We start from the raw sequence: 13,809 nt of genomic DNA on the forward strand, positions 1-13,809 counted from the left end.
GCCCGGCACGAAAGAGCATAAGGGAGGACAAAATGGGTAAGATCGCTCTCAGAAACGTCTCCAAGTCCTTCGGGGCGACGACGATCATTCCCAATATCGACCTGGACATCGAGGACGGCGAGTTCGTCGTTTTCGTCGGACCGTCCGGCTGCGGCAAGTCCACGCTGCTTCGGCTGATCGCCGGGCTGGAAGACACCAGCGGCGGCACCATCTCGATCGACGGCCGCGACGTCACCGACGAGGCGCCGGGCAAGCGCAAGCTGGCCATGGTGTTCCAGTCCTATGCGCTTTACCCGCACATGACGGTGGGAAAGAACATCGCCTTTCCGCTCAAGATGGCGGGCGAGGACAAGGCGACGATCGACAAGAAGGTGGCGGACGCCGCCCGCGTGCTCAACCTCACCAACTATCTCGAACGTCGCCCCGGCCAGCTCTCCGGCGGCCAGCGCCAGCGCGTCGCCATCGGCCGCGCCATCGTGCGCCAGCCTTCGGCGTTCCTGTTCGACGAGCCGCTGTCCAACCTCGATGCAGCACTTCGCGGCACCATGCGGCTGGAGATTTCCGAGCTGCATAACCAGCTGAAGACGACGATGATCTACGTCACCCACGACCAGGTGGAGGCCATGACCATGGCCGACAAGATCGTGGTGCTGAACGCCGGCAACATCGAACAGGTCGGTTCGCCGCTGGACCTTTACCGCAGCCCGAAGAACCTGTTCGTGGCCGGCTTCATCGGTTCGCCCAAGATGAACCTCATCGACGGGCCGTCCGCCGCCAGGCATGGCGCCGCCACCATCGGCATCCGGCCTGAACATCTCAAGATCGCCTCGAGTGCCGGCGAATGGAAGGGCAAGGTCGGTGTCGCCGAACATCTCGGCGCCGACACCTTCCTGCATGTGCACACCGACGAGGTCGGCACCATCAATGTGCGGGCCGACGGCGAGATCGGCGTGCGCCACGGCGACATCGTCTACCTGACGCCGGACCAGGCCAAGCTGCATCGTTTCGACGCCGCCGGGACGGCGATGTGACCATGCGGCTTCAAGGCAAATCGGCACTGATCACCGGTTCGGCGCGCGGCATCGGCCGTGCCTTCGCCGAGGCCTATGTCGGCGAAGGCGCGATTGTGGCGATCGCCGACATCAACCTCCAAGCCGCCGAGAAGACGGCAGCCGAAATCGGACCGGCCGCCTATGCGGTGCGGCTCGACGTCACCGATCAGGCCTCGATCGATGCGGCGATTGCCGCGGTCGAGAAGAAGGCGGGCGGGCTCGACATCCTGATCAACAACGCCGCTTTGTTCGACATGGGGCCGATCGTCGAGATCAGCCGCGCCAGCTACGACAGGCTGTTCGCGGTCAATGTCGCCGGCACGCTGTTCATGCTGCAGGCGGCCGCCCGCTCGATGATCGCGCGGGGCAAGGGCGGCAGGATCATCAACATGGCGAGCCAGGCGGGAAGGCGTGGCGAGGCGCTGGTCGCGGTCTACTGTGCCACCAAGGCGGCGGTCATTTCGCTCACCCAGTCGGCCGGGCTCGACCTGATCAGGCACGGCATCAACGTCAATGCGATCGCGCCCGGCGTCGTCGATGGCGAGCACTGGGATCATGTCGATTCGCTGTTCGCCCGATACGAGAACCGGCCGAAGGGCGAGAAGAAGAAGCTGGTCGGCGAGAGTGTTCCTTTCGGCCGCATGGGCCGCGCCGAGGACCTCACCGGCATGGCGGTGTTCCTGGCCAGTGCCGAGGCCGAATACATCGTCGCCCAGACCTACAATGTCGATGGCGGCCAGTGGATGAGTTGAGGATAGCGCTCCTCTCCCCGTTCACGGGAAGAGGATGCCGGCAGGCAGGTGAGGGGCAGCACCGTCCCGGCAAAAGCTGGCGCCGCCCCTCATCCGACCCTTCGGGCCACCTTCTCCCCGTGAACGGGAGAAGGAAACGGCCTCTACGAAAGGCGTTTTGACATGACGACAAAACTCTCGCTCGCCAATCTCAGCAAGCTGCCGAAGGGCGTTGCGGTGCCAGCCTACGGTCGCGCGGCGCTGAAGGCCGGCATCGTGCATTTCGGCGTCGGCAATTTCCACCGCGCGCATCAGGCCGTCTATCTCGACGATCTGTTCAATGCCGGCGAGGGTCGCGACTGGGCGCTGGTCGGTGCAGGGGTGTTCGAGGGCGAGAAGGCCGGCCGCGCCAGGCTCGCCGAACAGGACTGGCTGACCACCGTGGTCGAGCAGGACGAGGGCCATATGGCGGCCCGCGTCACCGGCGCGATGATCGACTATCTGGTGCCTGGCGATACGGCGGCGATCATCGACAGGCTGGCCGATCCGGCGATCCGCATCGTCTCCTTGACCATCACCGAAGGCGGCTATTTCATCGACCCGGCCTCGGGCTATTTCAATCCCGAGCATCCCGACATCGTCGCCGACGCCAACGATCCGGAGCATCCAAAAACCGTGTTCGGCCTCATCCTGGCCGGACTGGCGCGCCGGCGCGGGGCGCGCGTGGCGCCCTTCACGGTGATGTCCTGCGACAACATCCCCCACAACGGCCGCGTCACCTCCGACGGCGTCATCGGCCTTGCCCGGCTGTTCGACCGCGATCTCGCGATCTGGGTAGCCGGCAATGTCGCCTTCCCGAACGGCATGGTCGACCGCATCACGCCCGCCACCGGCGACCGCGAACGCGGCATCCTGGCCAAGGACTTCGGCGTGGAAGACGCTTGGCCGGTGTTCTGCGAACCGTTCCGGCAATGGGTGCTGGAGGACAAGTTCCCGACCGGTCGCCCGGCGCTGGAAAAGGTCGGCGTGCAGTTCGTGCCCGACGTCTCGCCCTATGAGCTGATGAAGATCCGCATCCTCAATGGCGGCCATGCCACCATCGCTTATCCGGCCGGGCTGATGGACATCCATTTCGTGCATGAGGCGATGCAGGAACCGCTGGTGCGCGGCTTCCTGGCCAAGCTTGAGCACGAGGAGATCATCCCGACCGTGCCGCCGGTGCCGAACACCGATCTTGAGGATTATTACCGGCTGATCGAGCGCCGTTTCTCCAACCCCAAGATCGGCGACACGGTGCGCCGGCTCTGCCTTGACGGCTCGAACCGGCAGCCGAAATTCATCATCCCGACCATCGCCGACCGGCTGAAGGCAGGCGCCGGTGTGACCGGTCTGGCGCTCGAATCCGCGTTCTGGTGCCGCTACTGTTTCGGCACCACGGACAGCGGCGCGGTGATCGAAGCCAACGACCCGAACTGGGACCGCATGCAGGCCACGGCCCGGGCCGCGAAAACCGACCCGCTGGCCTGGCTCGCCATGGAGGATATCTATGGCGACGTCGGCAAGGCGCCGGCCTTCGCCGGCGCCTTCTCCCATGCGCTGAACACGGTCTGGGGCGTGGGCGCCCGCGAAACGCTGACATGGTACCTGGCCGGCTCGCTCTGAGCCGGCGGCCCGCATAACGCGGACGGTAGCGCGGGGCAAAACGCGCATATAGAGTGCGCCCATGCTCCATGCCGCTGCTCCTTCCTTGCCCCTCTTGCCACAGCCGGAACGGGCCTGGGGAGCGGGAGCTATCCGTCTCGATGCCTCGCCCCTGACAGCCAGTCGGACGCAGCCCCGCTGATGCCGGCCTGTCTCGCAGCCATCGATGTCGGCACCGGCAGCGCCCGCGCCGGTATTTTCGATCGTCATGGCACGCTGCTCGGCCGCGCCGAGCGGCCGATCGCCATGAACCAGGCGACCGCCGGCCATTACGAGCAGGATTCGGAAAACATCTGGGCAGCCGCCTGCGAGGCCATGCGCGCCGCGCGCTCGCTCGCCAATGTGGCGGCAGAAGATGTCGTCGGCATCTCCTTCGACGCCACCTGTTCCACCGTGTTCCGTGGCCGCAACGGCGAACAGGTCGGCGTCTCGCTCAAGGGCGAAGACCAGGTTGGCGCTGCGCCCAAAGGCGAAGACCAGGTTGGCGCCGCGCCCAAAGGCGGCGACCGCTGGGACACGATCGTGTGGATGGACCACCGCGCGCTGGCCGAGGCCGACGAATGCACGGCTACGCGCCATCGGGTGCTCGACCATGTCGGCGGCGTGATGTCGCCCGAGATGACGACGCCGAAGCTGATGTGGGTGAAACGGCATCTGCCGGCGGCGTGGGCCCGCATCGGCCAGATCTTCGACCTCGCCGATTTCCTGACCCACCGGGCCTGCGGCTCGCTCGCCCGCTCGCAATGCACGCTCACCGCGAAATGGACCTATCTGGCGCATGAGCCGTCCGGCTGGCGCCCGGATTTCTTCGAGGCCGTCGGGCTGGGCGATATTTTCGAACACGGCGCGCTGCCGGAGCGGGCGAGCCCGGTCGGCGCCGATCTCGGCCCGCTGACGCCTCAGGCGGCTGAAGCGCTCGGCCTTTCCACAAGCTGCCGCGTCGGCGCCGGGCTGATCGACGCCTTCGCCGGCACGCTCGGCGTCATCGGCGGCCTGTCCGATCTCGACCGGCATCTGGCGCTGGTCGCCGGCACGTCGAGCTGCGTCATGGCGATGTCGGCCGAGCCGCGCGGTTTCGCCGGCGTCTGGGGCCCGTATCTCGCCGTCGCGCTCCCCGCGCTCTGGCTGAGCGAGGGCGGACAATCCGCCACTGGTGCGCTGCTCGACCATCTGATCCGCTGGCGCGGCGGCGAGCCGGACGCGGCAACGCACCGGCGCATCGTCGAGCGGGTGATGGAGCTGAGAGCCGAACACGGCCTCGATCTGGCCGGCCGGCTGCACGTTCTGCCGGATTTCCACGGCAATCGTTCACCATTGGCCGACCCGCATGCGCTGGGTGTCATCAGCGGGCTGACGCTGGACACCTCCTTCGACAGCCTGTGCCAGCTTTATTGGCGGAGTTCCGTCGCCATCGCGCTCGGCATCCGCCATGTGCTGGAGACGCTGAATGCCAATGGCTATGTCATCGACACGCTGCATGTCACCGGCGGCCACACCCGCAACCCGCTCCTGATGGAGCTTTATGCCGACGCCATCGGCTGCGCGGTGGTCGAGCCGCCGGCGGGCGACCCGACGCTGCTCGGCACCGCGATGGTCGCGGCCGCGGCGGCCGGACTGCACCCGACGCTGACCGAGGCCTGCGCCGCCATGCATCAGCCCGGCCGGCAGCGACTGCCGAACCCGGCAGCCCGCGACCGCTTCGACCGCGACTATCGCGTCTTCCTGGAAATGCACCGCCAGCGTCGGGCGCTGGATGCGCTGATCTAGCGCCCGACGCCGGGCTCCGACCCTAGCGGCGGGCGGCAAGGCTCCGGGGCTGCGGCTGGTCGAAATCGAACGGGAACAGCCCGGTGATCGCCTCCTCGATGGCGGCTTCCGTTTCCGGCAGGGCCGGCGTCAGCGGCAGCCGCACCTCGGGGCTCAGGCCCAGCAGGCGGTGCATGGCGTATTTCACCGGAACCGGGTTGGTCTCGCACTCCAGCGCTGCGACCAGCGGTTCCAGCCGGCGCTGGATCGTGCGCGCCGAAAGCTGGTCGCCCTGGCGGCAGGCGCGATGCATGTCGGCGCACAGCCGTGGCGCCATATTGGCCACGACCGAGATCGTGCCCACGCCGCCCGCGCTGTTGAAGGCGAGCGCCGTGGCGTCATGCCCCGAAAACTGCAGGAAATCCTGGCCGGCCAGCTTCGTCGTGCGTTCGACGCGGCTAAGGTCGCCGGTGGCGTCCTTGATGCCGATGATGGCCGGGAAGGCGGCAAGCCTGCGCACTGTGTCGGGCAACAGGTCGACACCGGTGCGGCATGGCACATTGTAGAGAATGATCGGGATGGTCGTCGCCTGCGCGATGGTGGCGAAGTGGCGGTAGAGACCCTCCTGGCTCGGTCTGTTGTAATAGGGCGTGACGATGAGCGCCGCATCCGCGCCGCATTCGGCGGCGGCGAGCGTCGACAGGATCGTTTCCAGCGTGCTGTTCGAGCCGGTACCGGCGATGACCGGTACTTTGCCGGCAACAATTTCCACCGCGCGGCGCGTCACCGCGAGGTGCTCGTCCGGCGTCAGCGTCGGCGCCTCGCCGGTGGTGCCGCAGACCGCGATGCCGTCTATGCCCTGGTCGAGCTGCCAGCGAATGAGGAAATCGAGACCGGCCATGTCGACCGCTCCCTTGCGGAACGGTGTCGGCAGGGCCGAGATGGCGCCCTTGAAGCGCGTTCTGTCGATATCGGCAACCATGGTGGTGAACCTCTTTTCTCAAAGCCCGTTCCGGACTTCGCCGGCGGGTGCCCGCGGGGCACTTGCGCGGCCGGCGGGATGCGTCCGGGAACGTGGCGGCATGTGAACGATGCCGGCCGGCGCGGAGGCCGACCGGTTTTCAGGGTCAGTTGAAAAGCGAAAGCCGCGCATCGTCGGGCGCCAGGCTGACGCAGCCGGCCCTGTGGTCGCTTTCCGTCTCCGCGAAATGGATGGCCGAAGCCTTGTCGGCGAAAACACCGCCGGTGGAGCCGCGTTCGTCGCGGGCGATCCAGCGTCCTTCATGGTCGCGGCCCACCAGGAAACGGTGGCTCGTAGAAGGAGGCTCCGAAATCAGGGAATTGCGCATGGGTGTCTTCCTTGCCGCTAACGATCAGGCGACGAGATGCTGGAAAGTGGTGATGGCGGCGAAGAAGATGCCGACCACCAGGAAAAGCCGGGCAAACATCAGCGGCTCGGTGACTTCGCCTGCGCGCCGGTTGTCGTTCAGCGCGCGCGCCGTGCGGGCCAGCGCCTGCGGATGGTGGCTGCCTCTATAGGTGTGGAACCTGTGCATGTCTTTTTCCTTTCGTGCATCGCCGCAGGCCTGAGCCGGGCGGTTGCAGCCGGAAAATAGGAGCCCCGACATAAGGGTTCGAGTGAGAAGGCCGCGTCAAAAAATAAGGAATTCATAAGGATAGGGCCGGGCGGCGAGCGTCCAATGCCAATCAATTAATTGAGCGCTCGCGCGCAAAATACGGCATTTGCCGTATTTACCGCGGCCGCCACATCGTGAAGTTCGCTGGAATTTGGTGGACGTATCGCGGGGCTTCGATGGGGTGGCGGGGAAACGATCGCGCGCGCGGCGCTATGCCCGCCGGGCTGGCAATCGTGTTCGGCACGGCGCTGTTCGTCCTCGCGGCGCTTGTGTCGTCCACGACGGCCCAGGCCGGAACGCCCACGACAACCACGTTCTTAGTGTCGCCCAATCCAGCCGCGGAGGGAGGTACTGTTAATTTTAGTGTTGCCGTCAGAAACGCGGGTCTTGGTCCAACGCCGACTGGACTGGTGAACGTGAAAGTAAATGGGGGGTCGGCCATCACCGTCGTCCTGGCTTCCGACGGAACGAGTTCGTGGAGTTCGGGCTCAATGGCTGCGGGCGCTTATCTGATCGATGCCCAATATCCCGGCGATGCGAACAACGATCCAAGCACATCGGCTTCGATTACACTGGTCGTCAAGACGCCCATCACCATCAACCCCGCCACCTTGCCGGTCCCCGCCGTCGGCGTGGCCTACAGCACGACATTCACCGCTTCCGGGGGGACAGGATCTTCTACGTTTTCCACAACCGGCGCTATTCCGGCGGGCATGTCCCTTAGCGCCAACGGCGTATTATCCGGCACGCCGACGCAGGCCGGACCCAACAATTTTACCATCAAGGCGACAGACGCCAGCGGTTGGTCTGGCGAACAGGGCTATACGCTGGTCGTGAACTCGACGCTCACGATCACGACTGCCAGCTTGCCGCAAGCCAGGGTAGCGGATACCTACACACAGTCCCTGTCCGCGTCGGGCGGAATCGCGCCCTACAGCTACACGATAACGTCAGGTTCCCTGCCTGCCGGTTTGGGATTGGCTGCGGACGGCACGATTTCCGGCACGCCTACGCAGGCCGGTGCTTTCAACGTCAACGTTATGGTGACGGATTCAGTCGGACAACAGGCATCGGCTTCAGCTCAACTCTCCTTGGCCGTGCAGGCGCCATCCCTTGCCATCACGCCTCCCACCCTGCCAGCCCCCGTCCTCGGATCGGCTTACAGCCAGACCGTGGTCGCATCGGGCGGCACAGCGCCATACTCCTATGCGATAACGTCAGGCGCTTTCCCCGCCGGTTTGAGTCTCAATCCAACGACGGGCGAGATCTCCGGCACGGCGATAGAAGCGGGCGGCTTCAGTTTCACGGTCGCCGCGAGGGACAGTTCCACGGGCGTCGGTGCTCCGTTTATGGCCAGCCAAGGCTACACCTTCACAATTACTGCCCCAACAATCTCGCTCACCCCGAACCGCCTTCTCGATCCGGCAGTGGGGGTGCCTTATGCCCAGAAAGTGACCGCCTCGGGAGGCTCGGGGTCCTATACCTATTCGGTCTTCGGTGCCTGGCCTGGCGGGTTGACGCTTTCGCCCGACGGCAACATCACCGGCACGCCAACGCAAGCGGGCATGTTCCGTTTCACGATCACCGCGACCGATCGCAGCGGCGGTTTCTCCGGCGGCCAGATGTATGAAATCACAATTGGCTCGCCAACGATCACCGTTGCCGGAAATCCATCCGACGCCACCGGCGGGGTGCCTTACACCGGCAAAGTGACCGCTTCCGGAGGGACCGGGCCGTACAGGTTTGAAATCTTGACCGGCGCCCTGCCGTCCGGGCTGACACTGGACCCCGGCGGCACGATCTCAGGTACACCGAGTGTCTCCGGCAGCTTCGACTTCACCGTCAAGGCCACCGACGATTCGACGGGAACGGGCGCCCCCTTCTTCGGCACCAAACAGATGACGCTGAAGGTGGCAGCCCCGGGAATCGCGATCGGGCCAAGCAGCCTGCCGAACGCGACCGGCGGCGTCGTCTACAGCCAGGCGTTGGACGCGTCTGGCGGCGTCGGCCCCTACAGCTTCTCCGTCTTGTCGGGCGCCATGCCCGCCGGCATCAACCTGAGCACCAAAGGTGTGGTTTCCGGTACGCCGACGGTGTCGGGATCGTTCGATCTCACCGTCCGGGCGGCCGACAAGTTCGGCTTCACGGGCGATCAAAAATACACGCTGGTTGTCGCCGCGCCGGAAATCAGGCTCACGCCGGCTTCGCTCCCCGCCGGGGTGGGGGGCGATGCCTATGCGCAGGTGCTGAACGCCACGGGCGGCACCGGCCCCTACAGCTTCGCCGTCAGCGACGGCGCGCTGCCCTCGGGCTTGACGTTGAATACCGACGGCACGCTGTCGGGCACGCCGGCGCAAGCCGGCAGTTTCGCCGTCACGGTGACCGCCACCGACGCGCATGGCTTCGCGGGAACGCAGGCCTATGCACTCGCCATCTCCGCCCCGCTTCCTGTGGCGAAGAATATCAGCGTGGATGTCCTGGCCGGAACCTCGGCGAGGATAAACCTGACGGCCGGCGCGACAGGCGGACCGTTCACGACGGCATCGGTCGTCAGCCCACCTGCCGCTGAGCACGGCAGGGCGTCGATCGAGGGCAATGGCGGCAACTACGAACTGGTCTTCGCTTCCGCCGCCACCGCGTCCGGCAAGGTGGCGATTTCCTACACGGTGTCGAACAAATGGGGCGCTTCGGCGCCCGCGACCATCACCTTCAACGTCGCTGCCCGGCCCGACCCGGCGCGGGACCCGGAAGTGACCGGCCTTATCGCAGCGCAGATAGAATCGGCGAACCGCTTTGCCGCGGCGCAAATCCGCAATTTCAACGGGCGGCTGGAGCAGCTGCACAGCGAAAGCGAGCGGCAGGCCGGTTCGGTCAATATCCAGCTGGGTCTCAGCGAGAAGACCAATGCGCGCAAGCCGCTCTCCTATGCCGAGGACGAGCGCGGCACGGCGCGGTCCGGCACCACGCTCGGCTTTCCGATGGACAGGCTTTCGGGCGAGCCGGCCGCGAACGCTGCGCCGAAGGCCATGGCGTTCTGGGCCGGCGGCTTCGTCAATTTCGGCCAGCGCGACAATGGCGGCATCGACATCAAGAACACGCTGGCTGGCGTCAGCGGCGGCGTCGATTATCGCTTCTCGCCGCGCTTTGTCGGTGGCATCGGTTTCGGTTATGGCCGCGACATCGCCGACATTGGCGAAAACGGCACGAGAAGCCAGGCGCAGGCGATCAGCATCGCCGCCTATGGCAGCTACAATCCCGTCGCCAATGTCTTCGTCGACGGCCTGCTCGGCTACAGCCGGCTCGATTTCGACAGCCGCCGCTTCGTGACGAACGGAGGTGGTTTCGCTGAAGGCGGCCGCGACGGCCAGCAGCTGTTCGGCTCGCTCACCACGGCCTACGAACACCGCCAGGATGGCCGGTTGCTGTCGCCCTATGGCAGGCTCGAAGCGTCATGGTCGCGGTTGGATGCCTACACCGAGACAGGCGCCGGTCCCTACAATCTGACCTATGGCGCGCAATCGCTGTCGACGGTGGCCGGCGTGCTGGGCCTGCGGGCCGAATATGCGATGCCGATGGCCTGGGGCGTGTTCACGCCAAAGGCGCGGCTTGAATACACGCATGATTTCAGCGGCTCCAGCCGCGCCTCGATGGGTTATGCCGACCTCGGCAACGGCTTGCCTTATGGCTTCGACGTCAAGGCCGAAAGCCGCGACTATCTCGGGCTGGGACTGGGCTTCGAGGCCAGTATCGCCAATGGCTGGCTGTTCGGCTTCGACTACAGCACCGCGCGCGGCACCGGCGGCAATGCGCAGGACCACACCATGGCGGTGAAAATCGGCGCGCGGTGGTGAGCCACAGCCGTGGTGGGGTCACGCGCTATGCCGACGCAACGATTGCGGCGAGATTGTCGTTGAGTTTCCTGGCCGCGGCGCGGAAATCGGCCAGCCGGGAGGCCATGGCTTCATCCAAGGTTGCGGCGGCGGATGCGCCCATCGCCCGTTCGAGGCTTTCCTTGTATTCGGGGATCGCCGCCCAGTCGGCCACCGTCGTGTCCATCACCTCGAGATGATACTGGAAACCATAGGCGTGGCGGCCCCAGCGGATGGCCTGCGTGGCGCAGGCGGCGTTGGCGCCGAGGATTTCCGCGCCCTGCGGCGGCTTCGAGATCTCGGCGCCATGCCATTGCAGGCATTCGACGGTCGGTCCCAATCCGGCAAAGATCGGATCGGCCCGCCCGGCATCGGTGAGCCCGACCGTCGTCAGTCCGACTTCCGGCGTCTTCATCGGCCCGACGGTGCCGCCGAGCGCGGCGCCCAGCAATTGGTGGCCGAGGCAGATGCCGAGATAAGGACGCTTGAGCTCCATCACCCAGCGGCGGATCGCGGCCTTCTCCGCCACCAGCCATGGATGGGTCGCTTCCTGCCACACGTCCATCGGCCCGCCGAACACGGCGAGAAGGTCGAACCCGTCGAAGGAGGGGATCGCCTCGCCGGCATCCAGCTCCACCGGCACCCATTCATGCCCCTGTTCCGCCCAGAATTCGCGAAAAATACCGGGATGCTCGACATCGACATGCTGGAAGACGAGAATGCGCATGATCGTTTCCCTATGGCCTGGAGGCCTGTTGAAAAGAAGCCGGGTCGACGGAGCCAATAAACATGGAGGCGCCGGGTTCCCAATGATCCAGATCGGATGTTTTGGCGTAACAACCGCAAGGTGCACCGCGCGGCGCGGCGGCGGTTTTGTTGACAAGCTCCGGCCGTTTCCGGCAAGAGCCGGCAAATCAGCCACTGGACTTCGTTCATGACCAATGTCGCCCTGACCGGACTTGCCCGCGATCTCGCCCGGCGCGCCGCCGACAACAAGCCGGTCCGCATCGGCGTCATCGGCTCCGGCGAAATGGGCACGGATCTGGTCACCCAGGGCATGCTGATGCCGGGCATCGAGATTTGCGCCATCTCGACGCGGCGCCCGCACACCGCGCGCGACGCCATCCGCATCGCTTATGGCGACGAGGCGATGGCGTGCGAGGCTGACACCCAGTCGAAGGTGACCGCCGCCATCGAGGCCGGCAAGATCGCCATCACCTCCAATGAGATGCTGGTCACCAACCCGCTGGTCGACGTGGTGATCGACGCCACCGGCAAGCCCGGCGTCGCCGCAGATTTCTGCTTGTCGGCGATGGAGCACGGCAAGCACCTGGTGATGATGAATGTCGAGGCCGACGTCACCATCGGCTGCCTCTTGAAGCGGGAGGCCGACCGGCTGGGCGTCGTCTATTCGCTGGGCGCCGGCGACGAGCCATCCTCCTGCATGGAACTGATCGAATTCGTCTCGGCGCTCGGCTGCACGGTGGTGGCGGCCGGCAAGGGCAAGAACAATCCACTCAACCACGACGCCGTGCCCGACGACTATCGCGCCGAAGCCGAACGCCGCAACATGAACCCGCGCATGCTGGTCGAGTTCGTCGACGGTTCCAAGACCATGGTCGAGATGTGCGCCATCGCCAATGCCACCGGCCTGGTGCCGGACCGACCCGGCATGCATGGCCCGGCCGCGCATCGCGACGAACTGGCGAAGGTGCTGATCCCGCGCGCCGACGGCGGCGTGCTGTCGAAGAAGGGCGTGGTCGACTACACGATCGGCAAGGGCGTGGCGCCCGGCGTCTTCGTCATCGTTGAGGCGACGCATCCGCGCATCATCGAGCGGCTGGACGATCTGCATGTCGGCAAGGGGCCGTATTACGGACTGTTCAGGCCCTATCACCTGACCTCGCTGGAGGTGCCGCTGACGGCGGCGCGCATCATGCTTTACGGCAAGCCCGACATGGTGCCGCTGCCGAGACCTGTGGCCGAAGTCTGCGCGGTTGCCAAGCGCGACCTCGCCGCCGGCGAGACCTTCGATGCGATCGGCGAAACCTGCTACCGCTCCTGGACGATGACGGTGGAGGACGCCCGGGCGCAGCGCGCGCTTCCCGTCGGGCTGCTTGAGGGCGGCAAGGTGCTGAAGGCCGTGAAGAAGGGCGAATTGATCACCGCCGGCAACGCCGCGCCGGACACCTCGACGCGGCTCTACGCGCTGCGCCAGCGGCAGGACGAGATGCTCTACGGGGCGGGCTAGTTTTTCTACTTGCCGAGTTCGACCGACCTCGCCCGCGCCGCTTCCACGGCCTCGGTGACAAGCGTCTTCAGCCGGTCGCCACCCATCAAAACGCCAAGTGCCGCCGCCGTGGTGCCGTTCGGGCTGGTCACCTGCTGGCGCAAAAGGCCGGGGTCTTCCTTGCTTTCGGCCGCCAGCGAGGCGGCGCCATAGACGGTCTGCATGGCGAGCAGCCGGGCCGTTTCCGCCGGCAGGCCGGCCTGTTCGGCGGCCGCCGTCAGGCACTCGATGAAGTGGAAGATATAGGCCGGGCCGGAACCCGAAACCGCGGTCACCGCATCCATCAGCCCCTCGTCGTCGATGGTGGCGACGGCGCCGCTGGCCGAGAGCAGATCGGCCACAGTGGTGCGTGTCGCTTCGGAAACCAGGCTGTTGGAAAACACCACCATCATGCCCTTGCCGATGGCGGCGGGCGTGTTGGGCATGCAGCGCACGATCGGCGTGCGTTCGCCGAGAATGCCGGCGAAGGTGGCGACCGGCGTGCCGGCAGCAACGCTGACGAAGGTGGTCGCGCCATTGCCCAGCCGCTTGTAGGCTTCCGTCACCTCGCGGATCACTTGCGGTTTCACGGCAAGGACAACAAAGGCGGGGGTGGAAGCGGACGGAATGTCGCCGGCATCGGCGGCCACGGCACAGCCCAGCGCTGCCGCGCGGGCCCGCAAGGCCTCGTTCGGTTCGACCACGAACACATCGGCCGGTTTCAGCTTGGCCGATTTCAGCCAGCCGACCAGCATGGCGTAACCCATATTGCCGCAACCGGCCAGAACGAGCTTGATGGTCATG

General features: G+C 66.0%; 11 protein-coding genes. 6 read left to right on the plus strand and 5 right to left on the minus strand.

The features are described 5' to 3' along the window. The first annotated feature begins 32 nt into the window (after positions 1 to 32). From AB4136_RS22960 to AB4136_RS22975, 4 genes are all read left to right on the plus strand, one after another. Positions 33 to 1,031, plus strand: coding sequence for an ABC transporter ATP-binding protein (locus AB4136_RS22960; RefSeq protein ID WP_024926041.1), 999 nt, complete (start codon positions 33 to 35; stop codon positions 1,029 to 1,031). A gap of 2 nt (positions 1,032 to 1,033) precedes the next feature. Further along, positions 1,034 to 1,804, plus strand: a complete 771-nt coding sequence (locus tag AB4136_RS22965; protein ID WP_024926042.1) for an L-iditol 2-dehydrogenase — start codon at positions 1,034 to 1,036, stop codon at positions 1,802 to 1,804. Positions 1,805 to 1,966: 162 nt separating this feature from the next. Continuing rightward, positions 1,967 to 3,445 (plus strand): mannitol dehydrogenase family protein, encoded by a 1,479-nt coding sequence (locus tag AB4136_RS22970; protein ID WP_024926043.1) that lies wholly within the window; start codon positions 1,967 to 1,969, stop codon positions 3,443 to 3,445. A gap of 180 nt (positions 3,446 to 3,625) precedes the next feature. Further along, positions 3,626 to 5,251 (plus strand): FGGY-family carbohydrate kinase, encoded by a 1,626-nt coding sequence (locus AB4136_RS22975; RefSeq protein ID WP_024926044.1) that lies wholly within the window; start codon positions 3,626 to 3,628, stop codon positions 5,249 to 5,251. A gap of 22 nt (positions 5,252 to 5,273) precedes the next feature. Here the strand turns inward: AB4136_RS22975 and dapA are convergent, their stop codons facing one another. From dapA to AB4136_RS22990, 3 genes are all read right to left on the minus strand, one after another. Further along, complete coding sequence (gene dapA / locus AB4136_RS22980) at positions 5,274 to 6,212, minus strand: 4-hydroxy-tetrahydrodipicolinate synthase (RefSeq protein ID WP_024926045.1); 939 nt, start codon at positions 6,210 to 6,212, stop codon at positions 5,274 to 5,276. A 145-nt stretch (positions 6,213 to 6,357) separates the two neighbouring features. Next, complete coding sequence (locus AB4136_RS22985) at positions 6,358 to 6,579, minus strand: hypothetical protein (RefSeq protein ID WP_024926046.1); 222 nt, start codon at positions 6,577 to 6,579, stop codon at positions 6,358 to 6,360. A 24-nt stretch (positions 6,580 to 6,603) separates the two neighbouring features. Beyond that, positions 6,604 to 6,786, minus strand: coding sequence for a hypothetical protein (locus AB4136_RS22990; protein WP_024926047.1), 183 nt, complete (start codon positions 6,784 to 6,786; stop codon positions 6,604 to 6,606). A gap of 293 nt (positions 6,787 to 7,079) precedes the next feature. Between AB4136_RS22990 and AB4136_RS22995 the strand changes: the two genes are divergently transcribed. After that, a complete protein-coding gene (locus AB4136_RS22995; protein WP_161773077.1) occupies positions 7,080 to 10,718 on the plus strand; it encodes a putative Ig domain-containing protein in 3,639 nt (1,212 codons plus the stop codon). A 25-nt stretch (positions 10,719 to 10,743) separates the two neighbouring features. On the opposite strand, the gene AB4136_RS23000 is transcribed toward AB4136_RS22995, so the two are convergent. Further along, positions 10,744 to 11,463 (minus strand): type 1 glutamine amidotransferase, encoded by a 720-nt coding sequence (locus AB4136_RS23000; protein ID WP_024926049.1) that lies wholly within the window; start codon positions 11,461 to 11,463, stop codon positions 10,744 to 10,746. A 207-nt stretch (positions 11,464 to 11,670) separates the two neighbouring features. Between AB4136_RS23000 and AB4136_RS23005 the strand changes: the two genes are divergently transcribed. Continuing rightward, positions 11,671 to 12,987 carry an NAD(P)H-dependent oxidoreductase gene (locus tag AB4136_RS23005; RefSeq protein WP_024926050.1) on the plus strand — a complete coding sequence of 439 codons (1,317 nt, stop codon included), beginning with the start codon at positions 11,671 to 11,673 and terminating at the stop codon, positions 12,985 to 12,987. Between the two features lie 5 nt (positions 12,988 to 12,992). On the opposite strand, the gene proC is transcribed toward AB4136_RS23005, so the two are convergent. Continuing rightward, positions 12,993 to 13,808 (minus strand): pyrroline-5-carboxylate reductase, encoded by an 816-nt coding sequence (gene proC, locus AB4136_RS23010; protein ID WP_024926051.1) that lies wholly within the window; start codon positions 13,806 to 13,808, stop codon positions 12,993 to 12,995. Position 13,809 lies beyond the last annotated feature (1 nt).

It is taken from the genome of Mesorhizobium sp. 2RAF21 (assembly GCF_052115345.1).
Lineage (GTDB): Bacteria > Pseudomonadota > Alphaproteobacteria > Rhizobiales > Rhizobiaceae > Mesorhizobium > Mesorhizobium terrae.